The organism is Streptomyces sp. NPDC111802, from assembly GCF_055634335.1.
Window position 1 is genome coordinate 74158 of sequence record NZ_JBVKCZ010000037.1, and the last position, 17504, is coordinate 91661.

Consider the following 17504-nt stretch of genomic DNA (forward strand, 5'->3'; position numbering starts at 1 on the left):
CCGTGCGGCGCAAGGCCGTTCCCCTCCCGCAGTGACGTTCTGTCACGTCCTGCGGTCGGGGAACGGCCTTCGGAATTCCTTACGCCGTCAGGCGGGCGATCGCCTCGTCCACCGTCAGCTCCTCGCGCTCGCCGGTCCTGCGGTCCTTGAGCTCGACGACGCCCTCGGCCGCGCGCCGCCCGGCTACCAGGATCTGCGGTACGCCGATCAGCTCGGAGTCGGTGAACTTCACGCCCGGCGAGACACCGGCCCGGTCGTCGCACAGGACGCGCAGGCCGGCCGTGGCCAGCTTCTCCGAGACGTCGAGGGCGAGTTCGGTCTGCAGTGCCTTGCCCGCGGCGACCACATGGACGTCGGCCGGCGCGACCTCGTTGGGCCAGCACAGGCCCTTGTCGTCGGCGGTCTGCTCGGCGAGGGCCGCGACGGCGCGGGAGACGCCGATGCCGTAGGAACCCATGGTCACGCGGACCGGCTTGCCGTTCTGGCCGAGGACGTCGAGCTTGAGGGCGTCGGCGTACTTGCGGCCCAGCTGGAAGATGTGGCCGATCTCGATGGCGCGGTCGAGCTTGAGGCCGGTGCCGCACTTGGGGCAGGGGTCGCCCTCCTGGACGACCACGACGTCGACGTACTCGTCGGCCTCGAAGTCACGGCCCGCGACGACGTTCTTCGCGTGCATGCCCTCCTTGTTGGCACCGGTGATCCAGGAGGTGCCGGGCGCCACCCGCGGGTCGGCGAGGTACTTGACCTTCTCGCCCAGGCCCTGCGGGCCCACGTACCCGCGTACCAGGTCCTGGTTCTGCGCGAAGTCCGCCTCGGTCACCATCTCGACGACCGCCGGGGCGAAGTGGGCCTCGACCTTGTCCATGTCGACCTCGCGGTCGCCCGGGACACCGACGGCGACGATCTCGCCGTCGACCTTGACCAGGAGGTTCTTCAGGGTGGCGGAGGCCGGGACGCCGAGGTGGGCGGCGAGGGTCTCGATGGTGGGGGTGTCGGGGGTCGGGATCTCTTCGAGGGCGGGCGCGTCCGCGGCGTCCACCGGCGTGAGCTGGTAGGTGATCGCCTCGGTGTTGGCCGCGAAGTCGCAGTTCGGGCAGTCGGCGAAGGTGTCCTCGCCGGCCTCGGCCGGGGCGAGGAACTCCTCCGACTTGGAGCCGCCCATCGCGCCGGCGGTCGCGGCGCAGATGCGGTAGTCGAGGCCGAGGCGCTCGAACACGCGCTGGTAGGCCTGGCGGTGCAGGGCGTAGGACTGGGCGAGGCCCTCGTCGTCCACGTCGAAGGAGTAGGAGTCCTTCATCAGGAACTCACGGCCGCGCAGGATGCCGGCCCGCGGACGGGCCTCGTCGCGGTACTTGTGCTGGATCTGGTAGAGGATGACCGGCATGTCCTTGTAGGAGGACGCCTGGTCCTTCACCAGCAGGGTGAAGATCTCCTCGTGGGTCGGGCCGAGCAGGTAGTCGCCGCCCCTGCGGTCCTTGAGCCGGAACAGCTCCTGGCCGTACTCGTCCCAGCGGCCCGTCGCGTCGTACGGCTCACGCGGCAGCAGCGCGGGGAGCAGCACCTCCTGGGCGCCGATGGCGTCCATCTCCTCGCGGACGATGCGCTCCACGTTGGCGAGGACCCGCTTGCCGAGGGGCAGCCAGGACCAGATGCCGGCCGCCGTGCGGCGGACGTATCCGGCGCGGACCAGCAGCTTGTGGCTGAGGACCTCGGCGTCCGCCGGGTCGTCGCGCAGCGTCTTCGCCATCAACTGGGACATGCGCTGGACCGGTGCGTTCGCCATCGTTCTCGTACTCCTGCCGGGTTGGGTTATGGCAGGAGGTTAGCCGGGTGGGACGGGACGGTGGAAATCGGTTAACGGCGACGCAGGGGCAACGGGGCCCCCATGACGGCGTACGGCTTGGGGGCGCTGGGGAAGAGGACCTGGCGGGCGAGGTCCTGGTAGCCGAGGGAGCGGTAGAGGCCGCGGGCCGGGCTTTCGACGTCGATCGCCGAGAGGATCGAGCGGGGTTCGAGGGCGTCGTCCGTGATCGTGGTGATCAGGGAACGGCCGACTCCCCGGTTCTGGTAGCGCGGGTGGACGTGGAGTTCCGTGATGACGAAGGAGTCGTCGAGCCAGTCGTCGTGGCCCTGGGCCCGGAGGTAGGGCTCCACGACCGTGGACCACCAGTGGGTGCGGTCGTTGGGCATGCCGTAGACGAACCCGACGAGCATGCCCGCGGCGGTCGCGCCGAGGGCCCTCGCGCCCGGGTAGGTCATGTGGCGCAGGACGATCTGGCGGCGTACGGCCACCTCGTCGGGGCCCAGGCCGAAGGCCACGGCTTGCACGGCGAGCGCCTGGTCGACGTGGGTGGGGAGGTCCAGGGGGCCGATCACGATGTCGTCTGGTTGGCGGCGGTGTCCGTGACCGGGAATGCGCATGTGGGGAGCGTACAGGGACCGAAGGCCGTCGTTCGGGTGCGGGCTGTCCGGGGTTGCTCGCACAGTTCCCCGCGCCCCTGAGGGGGTTTCAGAACAGGATGCTCATGAAGGCGCCGACCTCTTGGAAGCCCACCCTCTGGTACGTCCTTCTCGCCGCCGTGTTGAAGTCGTTGACGTACAGGCTGACCACCGGGGCGACGTCCGCGAGGGCGTAGCGCAGAACGGCCGCCATCCCGGGGGCCGCAACGCCCTGCCCCCGGTACTCGGGAGCCACCCACACGCCCTGGATCTGGCAGGCCCTGTCCGTCGCGGCGCCGATCTCGGCCTTGAAGACGACCTTGCCGTTGTGGTCGAGGCGGGCGAAGGAGCGGCCGGAGCCGACGAGTTCGGCGACCCGGGCCTGGTAGAGCAGGCCGCCGTCGCCGGCGAGGGGCGATACACCGACCTCCTCGGTGAACATCGCCACGCACGCCGGCATGATCGTGTCCATCTCGTCCTTGCGGATACGGCGGACATACGGATCCGGGGCGATGCCGGCCGGCATGCGGTCGGTGACCATGAGGGGCTGATGGGAGCGGATCTCCCGGGCCGGGCCCCAGTTGGGTTCCAGCAGGCGCCACAGCTGGGCGGTGGATTCCGCGGGGCCGACGATGGAGGAGCAGCGGCGGCCCGCGCGCCGGGCGCGGTCCGCGAAGGCCCGTACGGCTCGGGGGGTCGCGCAGATCGGGACGAGGTTGGCGCCCGCGTAGCACAGGGACGTCAGCATGCCGTCCTCGTACCAGCCCCACATCTCGCCGCCGAGGCGCCAGGGGTCGAGGCCGGCGATCTGGACGCGGGACGCCACGAAGGCGTTCGCGACCGGCTCGCGGTCGAGGACGGCGAGCGCGGCGTCCAGGTCACTCGGTTCGAGCACCCGTGAGGTGGTCTGGGTCAACACGTGCGGGGCCTCACGCTGGGGTTCTGCTGGTCCCCGCACTGTACCTGCGGAAGCTTTGCCGTGCCGCCGCTTGGCTGCGCCGCTGGGCCGGGCGCCTATGAGCTCGGGGCGCTGGGGAGGATGGCGACTGCGGGTGGGTGGGGGCTGGCCGCGCAGTTCCCCGCGCCCCTGGGGCCTGCGGCCCCAAAAGCCCGTCCGGCGTTTGAGGACGAGGCCCGTTCAGGGCCGAAGCGGGGGTCTGGGGGCGCAGGCCCCCAGGGACGGGACGGGTAGGGGCGGCGGGGGCGAGGAACCTCTCAGCCCGCCACCGCCACCGACGGCTCGCCGCTCGTCACTCCGTCCGCCTCCATCTTTTCGGCCAGCTTCATGGCCTCCTCGATGAGGGTCTCGACGATCTTGGACTCGGGGACGGTCTTGATGACCTCGCCCTTGACGAAGATCTGGCCCTTGCCGTTGCCGGAGGCGACGCCGAGGTCGGCCTCGCGGGCCTCGCCGGGGCCGTTGACGACACAGCCCATGACGGCTACCCGGAGGGGGACCTCCATGCCGGTCAGGCCCGCCGTGACCTCCTCGGCCAGCTTGTACACGTCGACCTGGGCGCGGCCGCAGGACGGGCAGGAGACGATCTCCAGGCCGCGCTGCTTGAGGTTCAGGGACTCCAGGATCTGGATGCCCACCTTGACCTCCTCGGCGGGCGGAGCCGAGAGCGAGACGCGGATCGTGTCGCCGATGCCCTGGGAGAGGAGGGCTCCGAAGGCCACCGCCGACTTGATCGTGCCCTGGAACGCCGGGCCCGCCTCCGTCACACCGAGGTGGAGGGGGTAGTCGCACTGCGCGGCGAGCTGCTTGTACGCCTCGATCATGATCACGGGGTCGTTGTGCTTGACCGAGATCTTGATGTCCCGGAAGTCGTGCTCCTCGAAGAGCGACGCCTCCCACAGGGCCGACTCGACCAGGGCCTCCGGCGTCGCCTTGCCGTACTTCTGCAGCAGGCGCCGGTCCAGCGAACCCGCGTTGACGCCGATACGGATCGGGGTGCCGTGGTCCTTCGCGGCCCGCGCGATCTCCTTGACCTTGTCGTCGAACTGCTTGATGTTGCCCGGGTTGACGCGGACCGCGGCGCAGCCGGCCTCGATGGCCGCGAAGACGTACTTCGGCTGGAAATGGATGTCCGCGATCACCGGGATCTGGGACTTGCGAGCGATGGTCGCGAGGGCGTCGGCGTCGTCCTGTGTGGGGCACGCCACCCGCACGATCTGGCAGCCGGAAGCCGTGAGCTCGGCGATCTGCTGGAGCGTCGCGCCGATGTCCGACGTACGCGTCGTCGTCATCGACTGGACCGAGACCGGCGCGTCCCCGCCGACCGCCACGGATCCGACCTGGATCTGCCGGCTCTGCCGACGCTCGGCGATCTTGGTCGGTACGGACGGCATGCCGAGAGAAATCGCAGTCATCTGCTGTGCAACCCCAAGTCGTGGATCAAGGCCCGGTCCCGTCAGCAGCGGGCTCCAGGCTTCGAGATTACGGCACCGGCCCTCGCCCCAGCACTCCCCCACCTCGAATGCACTCGGCGGGGGGACCCCCATCGCCCGTAAACCCACTCAATGGAAGGCGGCCCAGGACTCCCCCAGGATCCCGGGCCGCCTCGAACTCCGAATGACCGGAAGATTCCTGGTGACTAGGAGATTCTGACCGGGTTAACCACGTCCGCGACGAGCACGAGCAGCGTGAAGCAGACGAAGACCGAGGCGACCACGTACGCCACCGGCATCAGCTTCGCCACATCGAACGGACCCGGGTCCGGCCGGCGCAGCACCTTCGCCGTGTTGCGGCGCAGCGACTCCCACAGGGCGCCCGCGATATGGCCGCCGTCGAGCGGCAGCAGCGGGAGCATGTTGAAGAGGAACAGGGAGAGGTTGAAGCCGGCCAGGAGGAAGACGAACGTGGCCAGCTGCTGGGACGCCGGGATGTCCAGCGTCGCGATCTCGCCGCTCACCCTCGCCGCGCCGACGATGCCCATAGGGGAGTCCGGCTCGCGCGGGCCGTCGCCGAAGGCCGCGTCCCACAGGGCGGGGATCTTGGAGGGCAGGGCCACCAGGGAGTCGACGGCCTCGCCGACCCGGTCGGTCATCCAGGACACCGAGTCGCCGAAGTCCTGTTTGACGACGCCGGTGGCCGAGCTGAAGCCGAGGAAGCCGGCCTTGACGTACTCGCCCTCGACATACGCCCCGCTCGCGTCCTTCTTCACGACCCGGTTGGTGGCGATCTTCGCGTGAAGGGTCACCTGCTCGCCCTTGCGGTCGACGACGATCGGCACCTCCTTGCCGGCGCTGTCGCGGATCAGGTCGGAGAGGGTGTTCCAGTCGTCGGTCCTGACCCCGGCGAAGGCGACGATCTTGTCGCCGGCCTCCATGCCCGCGGCCTCGGCCGGCGACTTGGGGTCGGACGCCTTGCACTCGTCGCGGTTCTCGGTCTGGGCGATGACGCACGGGGAGACCGAGCTGACGGTGGTGGTCTGCTGCTGGATGCCGAAGCCCATCAGTACCGTGAGGAACAGGGCGACGGCGAGCACCAGGTTCATGAACGGGCCCGCGAACATCACGATGACCCGCTTCCACGGCTTGCGCGTGTAGAACAGGCGGGTCTCGTCGCCGGGCTTGAGCTCCTCGAACGCGGCCGAGCGGGCGTCCTCGATCATGCCGCGCCACGGTGAGGTGGAGCGGGCCTCCAGCCTGCCGTCAGGACCGGGCGGGAACATCCCGATCATGCGGATGTAGCCGCCGAACGGGATCGCCTTGATGCCGTACTCGGTGTCCCCCTTCTTCCGCGACCAGATGGTCGGGCCGAACCCGACCATGTACTGCGGCACCCGGATGCCGAACAGCTTGGCCGTGGACAGGTGGCCCAGCTCGTGCCATGCGATCGAGGCGAGCAGCCCGACCGCGAACAGCACTATGCCGAGGATGAACATCAGGGTCGTCATGCACGGGCCTCCGCCGTGTGTGCCGCCAGTTCCCGGGCCCGCGTTCGGGCCCAGGTCTCCGCTTCGAGGACGTCCGCGACGGTCAGCGAAGTTCCCGTACGCGGGGTGCCATGTTCCTCCACCACCCGCGTCACGGTCTCCATGATCCCGTTGAACGGCAGCGCGCCGGCCCGGAAGGCCTCCACGCACTCCTCGTTGGCGGCATTGAACACCGCGGGTGCCGTGCCCGCGAGCTGCCCGACATGGCGCGCCAGGTTGACCGACGGGAACGCGTCGTTGTCGAGCGGGAAGAACTCCCAGGTCGACGCCTTGCTCCAGTCGAAGGTGGGCGCCGCGTCGGGGATGCGCTCCGGCCAGCCCAGGCCGATGGCGATCGGCCCGCGCATGTCGGGCGGTGTCGCCTGCGCGATCGTGGATCCGTCGGTGAACTCAACCATCGAGTGAACATACGACTGGGGATGCACGACCACCTCAATGCGGTCGAAGGAAATGTCGTACAGCAGGTGCGCCTCGATGACCTCCAGCCCCTTGTTGACGAGGGTGGCGGAGTTGATCGTGATCACCGGGCCCATGGCCCAGGTGGGGTGCGCGAGGGCGTCCTCGACGGTCACCTGCGCCAGGTCCGCCTTAGTGCGGCCGCGGAAGGGGCCGCCGGAGGCGGTCACCACGAGCTTGCGCACATCCGCGCGCGAACCGGACGCCAGCGCCTGGAACAGGGCCGCGTGCTCGGAGTCGACCGGGATGATCTGACCGGGCTTGGCGAGGGCCTTGACCAGTGGGCCGCCGACGATCAGGGACTCCTTGTTGGCGAGCGCGAGGGTGCGGCCCGCCTCCAGAGCGGCGAGGGTGGGGGCGAGGCCGATGGAGCCGGTGATGCCGTTGAGGACGGTGTGGCAGTCGGAGGCGGCGACCTGGGTGGCCGCGTCCGGTCCGGCCAGGATCTCGGGGAGCGGCTCCCCCGTGCCGTACTGGGCCTGGAGGGCTTCCCGCAGCGCCGGTACGACGTCCTCGCGGGCGACCGCGACGGTCCGGACCTTCAGCCGGTACGCCTGCTCGGCGAGGAGGGCGACCCGGCCGCCGTTGGCGGACAGGGCGGTGACCCGGAACCGGTCGGGGTTGCGCAGCACGAGGTCGATGGCCTGGGTGCCGATGGAGCCGGTGGAGCCGAGGATCACCACGTCCTTGGGGCCGTCGCCCGCCACGGGGTCGTAGACGAGGTGCGGGTCGGCCAGGACGCGGGTCCCGAGTCCCGTCGTCGCCCCGGAGGGCGGGCCCTGCGGCGTCAGGAGAGTGCGTGCATGGCGTCGCGGGGCGGACGGGGCTTCCGAACCGCGCCCTGAGGGGGCTGGACTGTCGCTCATCCCCCCATTGTGGCCGGAAGGGCCCGCGGGCAGGACAGGGTGTCCCCATCCGGCGGGTAACAGGATGGTGAGGGGCCGCCCCGGGCTGTGACCGGCGGGCGACGGCCCCTCACCTCGTCGATCACCTGATCGGACGGTGCACGTTCTCCCCAGTGCTCGGGCCCGGGGTCGCGTCCGCGATCCACACGCCGCCGTCGTCCGACGGGTCGACGATGCCCGACTCCAGCCACTCGTACGTGCCCGACATCACGCCCTTGACCACCTTGCGGTCGAGGTCGTCGGTGTTGGACCACAGCCTGCCGAAGAGCTCCTCGATCCGCAGCCGTGCCTGGCGGCAGAAGGCGTCGGCGAGCTGGTACGCCTCGCGGCCGTGCTCGCCCTGGCCGCGCAGATGCTCGGCGCGGACACAGACCGCGCTCATGGCGAACAGTTCGGCGCCGATGTCGACGACCCGGCCGAGGAAGCCCTGCTTGCTCTCCATACGGCCCTGCCAGCGGGACATGCCGTAGAAGGTGGAGCGGGCGAGCTTGCGGGAGGTGCGCTCGATGTAGCGCAGGTGCGCGGAGAGATCGATGCCGTGCTTGAACTCGCTGTAGGTGTACGGCAGTTGCCCCTGGCCCGCGACCAGCTTCGGCAGCCACTTGGCGTAGAAGACGCCGGCGTTCGCGCCCGCCTTCGCCTTGTCCTGGAGGGACTTGTCGGGGTCGATGAGGTCACCGGCGACCGACAGGTGGGCGTCGACGGCCTCGCGGGCGATCAGCAGGTGCATGATCTCCGTCGAGCCCTCGAAGATGCGGTTGATACGCAGGTCGCGCAGGACCTGCTCAGCGGGGACACCGCGCTCGCCGCGCGCCCGGAGCGAGTCGGCGGTCTCGAAGCCGCGGCCGCCGCGGATCTGGACGAGTTCGTCGGCGATCGTCCAGGCCATCTCGGAGGCGTACAGCTTGGCGAGGGCGCCTTCGATGCGGATGTCGTTGCGGTCCTCGTCGGCCATCTGCGAGGCGAGGTCGGTGACGGCCTCCAGGGCGAAGGTGGTGGCGGCGATGAAGGAGATCTTGGAGCCGACGGCCTCGTGGTGGGCGATCGGCTTGCCCCACTGCTCCCGCGCCGCCGACCACTCACGGGCGATCTTCAGGCACCACTTGCCGGCCGCGACGCAGGACGCGGGAAGCGAGAGCCGCCCGGTGTTCAGGGTGGTGAGCGCGATCTTCAGACCGGCGCCCTCGGGGCCGATGCGGTTGGCGGCCGGGACCCTGACCTGGTGGAAGCGGGTGACGCCGTTCTCGATGCCGCGCAGGCCCATGAAGGCGTTGCGGTTCTCGACCGTGATGCCGGGCGAGTTGGTCTCGACGACGAAGGCCGTGATGCCGCCCTTGTGGCCCTCGGACTTGGGCACGCGTGCCATGACGACGAGGAGGTCGGCTACGACGCCGTTGGTCGTCCACAGCTTGACGCCGTCGAGGACGTAGTCGTCCCCGTCCGGTACGGCGGAGGTGGCGAGGCGGGCGGGGTCGGAGCCGACGTCCGGCTCGGTCAGCAGGAAGGCGCTGATGTCCGTGCGGGCGCAGCGCGGCAGGAACAGCTCCTTCTGCTCGGGGGTGCCGAACAACTTCAGCGGCTGCGGTACGCCGATCGACTGATGGGCGGAGAGCAGGACGCCGATCGCCGGGCTGGCCGAGCCGGCCAGGGTCAGGGCCTTGTTGTAGTAGACCTGCCCGAGGCCGAGACCGCCGTACTTGGTGTCGATCTTCATGCCGAAGGCGCCGAGCTCCTTGAGCCCGTCGATCACCTCGTCGGGGATACGGGCCTCGCGCTCGATGAGGGCGCCGTCGACCTTGGTCTCGATGAAGTCGCGCAGCTTGGCGAGGAACTCCTCGCCGCGCTGGGCGGCCTCGTCGGTGGGCATCGGGTGGGGGTGGATGAGGTCCAGGCGGAAGCGGCCTAGGAACAGTTCCTTGGCGAAGCTGGGCTTGCGCCAGTCCTGTTGGCGGGCCTCCTCCGCCACTTGGCGTGCCTCACGTTCGGTGACGGTAGGTTTCGTGGGTGCTGCCGACATGAGGCTCACCTCGACACGAATCGGGATCTTGGGCCGTTTGGTTACTGACGGGTGCTACCCGATCGTATGTACCCGATTCCGGGCGACCCCACCACCCCGCGTGCGGCCGTTCGGCCCATGTTGACGGAGTACGCCTTGGCGTCCACGCCGTCCGTGCTCTTGAATGGCTGCCTGAAGAAAAGCTATCGAAGCGCTTCGACAACCTATGGACACCCAAGCCCGCCAGAGCTAGTGTCGAACCACCCTCACACCTGCCCATGTTCGCACCGCGCACTGTCGAAGCGCTTCACAAAGCTTGGAGAGCGGATGGTCACCCTCGCCGAGGTCGCCCAGCACGCCGGAGTCTCGGCAAGCACGGTGAGCTATGTCCTCAGCGGAAAGCGGTCCATCTCCGCGAACACCCGGCAACGGGTCGAGCAGAGCATCCGCGAGCTCGGCTACCACCCGAACGCGGGCGCCCGGGCCCTGGCCAGCAGCAGGTCGAACATCATCGCGCTGATGATTCCGCTGCGCACCGACATGTATGTGCCGGTGATGATGGAGATCGCCATCGCGGTGGCCACCACGGCCCGTACACACGGCTACGACGTCCTGCTGCTGACCGGCGAGGAGGGCCCCGACGCCGTGCGCCGCGTCACCGGCAGCGGGCTGGCCGACGCGATGATCCTGATGGACGTCGAGCTGGACGACGAGCGGCTGCCGCTGCTGCGCGGCTCCCACCAGCCGTCCGTGCTGATCGGGCTGCCCGCCGACACCGCCGGGCTCACCTGTGTCGACCTCGACTTCAAGGCGACCGGCGCGCTGTGCCTGGAGCATCTGGCGACGCTGGGGCACCGCGACATCGCTGTCATCGGCGAGGCGCCGGCCGTCTACGAACGGCATACCGGGTTCGCGGAGCGCACACTCGACGGACTGCGGCTGCGTTCCCAGGAGTTGGGGATCCGGCTGCTGCACCGGCCGTGCGAGGGCGGGTACGACGCGATGGCCGTCACCCTCGCCCGGATCCTCGACGAACGGCCGGGCACCACGGGGTTCGTCGTGCAGAACGAGTTGGCGGTCGAGCCGCTGCTCGCCCTGCTGCGCCAGCAGGGCCGTGCCGTGCCCGAGGACGTCTCGGTGGTCGCCATCTGCCCCGACCAGGTCGCCACCCAGGCCTCGGTGCGGCTGACGTCGGTCTCCATCCCCGCGCAGGACATGGGCCGGCATGCCGTGGAGCAGCTCGTCGCCAAGCTGGACGGGCGCGGCAGTGACGAAGTCCTGCTGATCGCACCCGAGTTGACGGTCCGGACGAGCACGGGCCCGGCGCCGTCCGCCGCCCACTGACCGCTTCACCACCGTGCCCTCGCCGGGCACCGCCATGTCTGCATTCGCTGCCCTCCTGAGGAGCACCTCGTGAATCAGTCTGCCGAAACCCAACCCCAGCCGGGCACGGTCAGCCTCGCCCAGTCGTCCCCGACCGTCGGCACGTTCCGCGAGCGGGACGGCGCGCTGGAGTGGAGCGGCCGCCAGGAGACCGTACGTGTCGAGCCGTGGGGTCCGGACGCGGTCCGGGTGCGTGCCCGGCTCGGCGGGCCGGTCCTCGACGGACTGCCCGGCGCGCTGCTGGAGTCCGCCCCGCCCACCGAGTCCGCCGTCAAGATCGAGGACGGCCTGGGGACGCTGACCGTCGGCGCGTTGACCGTCGAGGTCGACGCCGAGGGCCTGATCCGCTTTCTGCGCACCGAGGACGGCACCGAGGTGCTCGCCGAGGAGCGTGCCCACTTCTGGTGGCCCGGCCCGCGCCTCTACACCCCCGTCGGCAACGGCCACCACCGCCAGGAGCAGCGCTTCGCCGCGTACGACGACGAGAAGCTGTACGGCCTCGGCCAGCACCAGCACGGACGGCTCGACCAGAAGGGCCTGGTCCTCGACCTGGTCCAGCGCAACGCCGAGGTCGGCATCCCGGTGCTCGCCTCCAGCCGCGGCTACACCATGCTGTGGAACAACCCGGCGATCGGCCGCGTCGAGCTCGCGCACAACGGCACGCGGTGGGTCGCCGACTCGGCCCGCCAGATCGACTACTGGATCACCGCGGGCTCCCCGGCCGACGGCCAGCGCCGCTACAGCGCGGTGACGGGCCGTACGCCGATGCTGCCGGAGTGGGCCGCGGGCTTCTGGCAGTGCAAGCTGCGCTACCGCACCCAGGACGAACTCCTCGCCGTGGCACGGGAGTACAGGCGCCGGGGCCTGCCCCTCTCCGCGATCGTCTGCGACTTCTTCCACTGGACGCACCTCGGCGAGTGGAAGTTCGACCCGAAGGAGTGGCCGGACCCGGCGGCGATGGTGCGTGAGCTGGAAGAGCTCGGCGTCAAGCTCGTCGTCTCCGTCTGGCCGTCGGTCTCCCCGCTCTCCGAGAACCACCCGGTCATGGAGCAGCGCGGCTACTTCATCGGCACCCAGTACGGCCCAATGGCGCACGCCGACTGGCCCGACAAGGAGGTGGCGTCGACGGTCCAGGTGGCCTTCTACGACGCCACCAACCCCGAAGCCCGGGACTTCGTATGGTCCAAGGTCAAGCAGAACTACCTCGACCAGTACGGCATCACGGCCTTCTGGCTGGACGCCTGCGAGCCGGAACTGAAGCCGGGCTTCCAGGAGAACCTGCGCTACTGGGCGGGCCCCGGCCTGGAGGTCGGCAACCTCTACCCCGCCGAGAACTCCCGCACCTTTTACGAAGGCCTGCTGTCGTCCGGCGAGGACGAGATCGTCACCCTCAACCGCTCGGCCTGGGCGGGCAGCCAGCGCTACGGCGCCGCCCTGTGGTCCGGCGACATCGGCACCGACTTCCCGACCCTGCGCCGCCAGATCGCGGCCGGGCTGAACACCGCGCTGTCCGGCATCCCCTGGTGGAACACCGACATCGGCGGCTTCCACGGCGGCGACCCGGACGACGAGGCCTACCGCGAGGTGATGGTGCGCTGGTTCCAGTTCGGCGCCCTGTCCCCGCTGATGCGCCTGCACGGCTTCCGCGACCCCGGCATGCCGCTCGGCCCGGAGATGACCGGCGGCCCGAACGAGGTCTGGTCGTACGGCGAGGAGGCCGGCGCGATCCTGGAGAAGTACCTGCGGCTGCGCGAGCGCCTGAAGCCGTACGTCCTGGACGTGATGCGCGAGGCCCACGCGGAGGGGCTGCCGGTGATGCGGCCGCTGTTCCTGGAGTTCCCGGAGGACAAGCTCGCATGGCAGGTCTCCGACGCGTACATGTTCGGGCCGGATCTGCTGGTCGCTCCGGTGCTGGAGCCGGGCGCGACGACGTGGATGACGTATCTCCCCGCCGGGGCCCGATGGACCGACGCGTGGACCGGTGAGACGTACGAGGGCGGCGAGGCCGTGACGGTCGACGCCCCGCTGGACCGCATCCCGCTGTTCCTGCGGGACGGGGCGCGGCTGCCTGTAGCGGAGTAGCCGTGTCGGAGGGGGTGGCCGGGGGGTGGAGGTCTTCCGGCCACCCTCTCGCATCTTCGCCCAACCCCCGTCCAGGGCCGTGAACGGCCGGGCACCGGCCGGCCCAGGGCACGGACCTCTTCGCGCCGCGCTTCCGGGACGTCCCCGCCATTCCCCATGCACCTGGAGAACCTGGATGCCCTGCTGAGCCGCGCCACGCGCCGAGCCCTCGCGGCCCGCGCCGCCATCCCCCCGGAGCAACTGGTGGACGCCCCGTACTCCTGACTCGGCGCGGCGTCAGCCCTTGACGGCCCCCGTGAGCATGCCCTTCTTGAAGTGCTTCTGGACGAAGGGGGAAAGCACGGCGACAGGCAGCAGGGCCATGACCATCACGGCCATCTGGACGGCCAGCCCGGACAGTTGACCCGTCTTGATGGCCTGGCCCAGTCCGACCGGTGCCTCCTGCTTCTGCACCAGCTGAATCATGACGTTCTGCAACGGCATCATGTCCTGGTCGTTCAGATACAGCGAGGCGTTGAACCACGCACTCCAGTACCCGACGGCGTAGAACAACGTGATCACCGCGATGACGGCCCGCGACAACGGCATGACGATCTGCCAGAGAATCCGCAGGTCCCCGGCGCCGTCGATACGCGCGCTGTCGATGAGTTCCTGCGATATCCCCATGAAGAACCCACGCAGCACAAGGATGTTGAACACACTCACCGCGCTCGGCAGGATCAGCGCCAGATAGGAATCCGTCAGCCCGAGGGTCTGCACCAGCAGATATGTCGGAATGAGCCCGGCGCTGAAGAACATCGTCGCGAGCAGCGTCATCAGGATCCACCGGTGCCCCAGCGACCCGGTCCGGGACAAGCCGTACGCACACAGCACGGACACGGCCATCGAGAACAGCGTGCCGATGAGGGTGACGAGGACGCTGATGATCGCCGCCCGGGTCACCTGCCCACCGCTCAGCAGCTCCTTGTAGGCGATGAAAGTGATGTCCTTCGGCACCATCACCAGCCCGCCGGCCTCGTCGATCGTCTTGCGCGAGGAGACGCTGGTGACGACCACGATCCACAGCGGGAAGAGGATCCCGAGGCAGGCCAGCGTGAGGACGAGCCCCTTGCCCGCGAGGCCGGCCCCGGAGGGCTCCTCCTCCCAGGAAGGCCGGGGCGGCGCGGCCCATCGGCCGGGCCCCCGCACCGTCTTGTCGATCACGGCGGTCACTTCTTGTACACCCCCTGCTCGCCCATGAGATGGGCCACCTTGTTCGCGGCGAGGACCAGTCCGAGGCTGACGACGCCCTTGACCAGGCCTGCGGCGGCCGCGTAGCTGAAGTCCTGGTTGCGCACGCCGTTCCACCACACGAAGGTGTCGAGGACCTCCGCGGCGCCCGGCCCCACCATGTCCCTCTGCAGCAGGATCTGTTCGAAGCCGACGGTCAGAGCGTCACCGACGCGCAGCACCAGCAGCAGGGCGATCACCGGGCGCAGCGCGGGAAGCGTGACGTGCCACATGCGGCGCCGGCGCCCCGCGCCGTCCATCGCGGCGGCCTCGTAGAGGTCCGGCGGCACCGAGGCGAGCGCGGCGAGGAAGACGATGATCCCCCAGCCGGCGTCCTTCCACACGCTCTGCGCGGTGATCAGCAGCGGGAAGGTGCTGGGGTCGGTCATGAAGTCGAGGCCGTCGTACCCGTGTTGCCGCAGCAGCTGGGAGAAGATCCCGGCACCGCCGAACAGTTGCTGGAAGACGGCGATGACCAGCACCCAGGAGAAGAAGTGCGGCAGATAGAGGATCGCCTGTGAGAGCGCCCGCACCCGTGGCCTGACCACGCTGTTGATGAGCAGCGCGAGCAGGATCGGGATCGGGAAGAACAGCACGAGCTGGAGGAAGAAGAGGATCAGCGTGTTCTGGACGGCGTTCCAGAACGCGGAGTCCTCGAAGATCCGCTGGAAGTTCTCCATGCCCACGAAGGGGCTGTTCAGGATGGAGACGACGCCGTTGTCGCTGATGTAGGGGTCGTAGTCCTGGAAGGCGACGACGTTGCCGAGGATCGGTATGTAGTTGAAGAGCAGGACCAGCACGACGGCCGGCAGGGTCATCAGCAGAAGCAACCGGTCGCGTCTGAACCGGACCTTGATGCTCAGCTTTCCCGAGGGACGCTCCCCCGTGGCACCGGTGGCGCCGCCGGACGCCACCGGGGTCTGATCCGGCAGGGTCTTCCTCTTCGCCTCGGCCCTGCTCCGAGGAACCGTGTTGTGCGACACGGCCTTCTCCTTGCCTTGGGGCCCGGGTCAGCCGGCCGCGCTGCCGTTCTCGTCGAGGATCTTCTTGTACCAGTCGCGCAGCTTGTCGCCGCCCTTGCTCTTCCAGTCGGAGACGGCCTGCTGCATGTCGCCGATCTTCTTGCGGCCGCGGACGATGTCGTCCTCCAGCTGCTCGAAGTCGTTGGAGAGGTTGGTGTAGCGGGCGGGCTCGGTGATCTGCATGCCCCAGAAGGACGACTTCCTGGTGCGGGCGCCCATCCGCTGCTGCCACTCGACCTGCGCCTTGGCGATGTCCGGGAAGTCCGGGTGGGCGAGGGTGGAGGCGGGGCTCGCGACCATGACGTAGGCGTTGAGGACCTCGTTGTTGCCCTGGTCGGTCTTGACCGGGACGCCGTCCTTGAGGGTGTAGTGGGTGCCCTCGACGCCGTAGTTGGTGAGCATGTACTCCTTGGTGCCGTACGGCGCCGCGGTCACGTTGGCGACGGCCAGCGCGTCGCGGATCACCGACTCGGAGGCGTTCTTGTTGATGAACGCGAAGATGCCTGCGGGCTGGGCGGCCCACGGGCTCGGCTCGCTGCCGCCGGCGCCGAAGATGTCCATGCCCGAGACCTTGAAGTCCGGGTTCTGGGTGGACTGGGAGGCGGTCAGGCCGTACCAGCTGGAGATGTCGTTGTTGTAGATCAGGAACTCACCGGCCGCGAACTTGGTCTGCGGGTCGGTGGCCTGGCTCTTGCCCAGCCTGAAGTCGGGGTGGACGACCCCGGCGGCGAACAGCTTGCGCGACCACTCCAGCGCCTCCAGGTACTCCTCGGTCTCGATGCGGTAGACCAGCTTGCCGTCGACGAGGTTCCAGCCGAGCGGCTTCTCCGAACCGGAGAGCACACCGAAGGAGTTGAACGCGGTCCACTTCATGTCACCGCAGGCCCACACCTTCGCCTTGGCGTTGGTGATGTCCTTGGCCAGCGCCAGGAACTCGTCGGTGGAGGTGGGGACTTCGTACCCCTCCTTCTCGAAGACGTCCTGACGGTAGAGGGGCACGATGTTGGGCACGTACGAGGCGGGCATCGGCAGTCCGCGCAGCCGGCCGCCGAAGATGGAGCGCTGCCAGGCGTCGGTGGGGACGGCCGCGAGGTTGGGGTACTCCTTGACCTTGTCCCCGGAGAGGTAGGGGCCCAGGTCGGCGAACTTGCTGATGATGGCGCTGGGTATCTTGCCGCCCATGTTCCAGCCGGGGATCACCACGATGTCGGGGACATGGCTGGAGGCGAGGACCGCGCCGAGCTTCTGGTCGTAGGTGTTGCCGTCCTGGTTCTGCCACTGGACGTCGACGCCGATCAGGTCGTTCATCGCCGTGTAGTAGGGGTTGCCGCCCTTCGGCGGGGAGCCCCAGAACGGGGACATGATGGTGACCTTGCCGCCCTTGCCGAGCTTCTTCGCCACCGAGGTCTTCAGGTCCGCCAGGTCCAGCTTGCTGGTGAAGCCGTTCGAGGAGCCGTTCTTCGAGGGGATGTCCGGCGTCACGACGTTGCTGGCCACGTACGCCGGCAGGATCTTCTTCGCGTCCTTGCCCGACGTGGTGCCGTCACGCGATCCGCTGTCCGAACCGCCGCACGCGGCGAGCAGCGGCATCCCGCCGGCCGCCGCCGCGGTGGCGACCGCCGTGGAGGCGAGAAAGCTTCTCCGGCTTGGTCCGGAGGTGGCGGAGGCGGCGTTCGGCGTCATTGCGTCAACCCTTCGTGGCGCACCTGGACACCCGGCGGTGGGCCGTCGGCTGCGGTGTCGTAAGCGGAACTGGCTGAGCTGAAGCGGCCCTCCGACGACTGCGACGAGCTCCGTGAGTGAGGTCGACAGTAGTCGAAGCGCTTCGATGTTGCTGTGAGGTTAAGTGAACGCCCATGGGTGCACAAGGGTCGCTCCCAAGATTCCTCCGAGGTGCAGGAAGGGACCCTTTCTCATGCACTGCTTGAAGTAACGGTGCTGGTCTCTTGACACCCGCCCCCGAGTCCAATGAGCATCGAAGCGCTTCGAAAGCGCCGACCCGATCCATCGC

General features: G+C 69.2%; 12 protein-coding genes. 2 read left to right on the plus strand and 10 right to left on the minus strand.

The window, feature by feature from the left end; genetic code table 11:
* Positions 1-79: 79 nt before the first annotated feature.
* The 7 genes from ACZ7NC_RS33080 to ACZ7NC_RS33110 all read right to left on the minus strand — a co-directional run bounded on the left by ACZ7NC_RS33080 (position 80) and on the right by ACZ7NC_RS33110 (position 9758).
* The gene (locus ACZ7NC_RS33080) at positions 80-1783 is read right to left on the minus strand and encodes a proline--tRNA ligase (protein WP_471493570.1); all 1704 of its coding nucleotides are present in this window, start codon (positions 1781-1783) and stop codon (positions 80-82) included.
* A 71-nt stretch (positions 1784-1854) separates the two neighbouring features.
* Positions 1855-2421: a GNAT family N-acetyltransferase gene (locus ACZ7NC_RS33085; protein ID WP_471493572.1), complete on the minus strand. Its 567-nt coding sequence runs from the start codon at positions 2419-2421 to the stop codon at positions 1855-1857.
* An 88-nt stretch (positions 2422-2509) separates the two neighbouring features.
* A complete protein-coding gene (locus ACZ7NC_RS33090) occupies positions 2510-3358 on the minus strand; it encodes a GNAT family N-acetyltransferase (RefSeq protein ID WP_471493574.1) in 849 nt (282 codons plus the stop codon).
* A gap of 296 nt (positions 3359-3654) precedes the next feature.
* Positions 3655-4812, minus strand: a complete 1158-nt coding sequence (ispG, locus tag ACZ7NC_RS33095; protein ID WP_471493576.1) for a flavodoxin-dependent (E)-4-hydroxy-3-methylbut-2-enyl-diphosphate synthase — start codon at positions 4810-4812, stop codon at positions 3655-3657.
* A gap of 224 nt (positions 4813-5036) precedes the next feature.
* Positions 5037-6329: a M50 family metallopeptidase gene (locus tag ACZ7NC_RS33100; protein ID WP_471493611.1), complete on the minus strand. Its 1293-nt coding sequence runs from the start codon at positions 6327-6329 to the stop codon at positions 5037-5039.
* Positions 6330-6337: 8 nt separating this feature from the next.
* On the minus strand, positions 6338-7543 hold the full coding sequence (gene dxr, locus ACZ7NC_RS33105; RefSeq protein WP_471493613.1) for a 1-deoxy-D-xylulose-5-phosphate reductoisomerase: 1206 nt from the start codon (positions 7541-7543) through the stop codon (positions 6338-6340).
* A 280-nt stretch (positions 7544-7823) separates the two neighbouring features.
* On the minus strand, positions 7824-9758 hold the full coding sequence (locus tag ACZ7NC_RS33110) for an acyl-CoA dehydrogenase family protein (protein ID WP_471493578.1): 1935 nt from the start codon (positions 9756-9758) through the stop codon (positions 7824-7826).
* 306 nt (positions 9759-10064) lie between these two features.
* On the opposite strand from ACZ7NC_RS33110, the gene ACZ7NC_RS33115 reads away from it, so the two are divergent.
* Together ACZ7NC_RS33115 and ACZ7NC_RS33120 are read left to right on the plus strand one after the other, a co-directional pair.
* Positions 10065-11081, plus strand: a complete 1017-nt coding sequence (locus ACZ7NC_RS33115) for a LacI family DNA-binding transcriptional regulator (protein WP_471493581.1) — start codon at positions 10065-10067, stop codon at positions 11079-11081.
* A 69-nt stretch (positions 11082-11150) separates the two neighbouring features.
* A complete protein-coding gene (locus ACZ7NC_RS33120) occupies positions 11151-13202 on the plus strand; it encodes a glycoside hydrolase family 31 protein (RefSeq protein ID WP_471493583.1) in 2052 nt (683 codons plus the stop codon).
* A gap of 276 nt (positions 13203-13478) precedes the next feature.
* Here the strand turns inward: ACZ7NC_RS33120 and ACZ7NC_RS33125 are convergent, their stop codons facing one another.
* Genes ACZ7NC_RS33125 through ACZ7NC_RS33135 form a run of 3 tightly spaced genes read right to left on the minus strand, consistent with a single transcriptional unit; the run spans position 13479 to position 17176 of the window.
* Positions 13479-14414: a carbohydrate ABC transporter permease gene (locus ACZ7NC_RS33125; protein ID WP_471493585.1), complete on the minus strand. Its 936-nt coding sequence runs from the start codon at positions 14412-14414 to the stop codon at positions 13479-13481.
* Positions 14411-15454 carry an ABC transporter permease gene (locus tag ACZ7NC_RS33130; protein ID WP_471493587.1) on the minus strand — a complete coding sequence of 348 codons (1044 nt, stop codon included), beginning with the start codon at positions 15452-15454 and terminating at the stop codon, positions 14411-14413. Before ACZ7NC_RS33130 ends, ACZ7NC_RS33125 begins: the two co-directional genes overlap by 4 nt.
* A 27-nt stretch (positions 15455-15481) precedes the next feature.
* Positions 15482-17176 carry an extracellular solute-binding protein gene (locus ACZ7NC_RS33135; RefSeq protein ID WP_471493589.1) on the minus strand — a complete coding sequence of 565 codons (1695 nt, stop codon included), beginning with the start codon at positions 17174-17176 and terminating at the stop codon, positions 15482-15484.
* Positions 17177-17504: the final 328 nt, after the last annotated feature.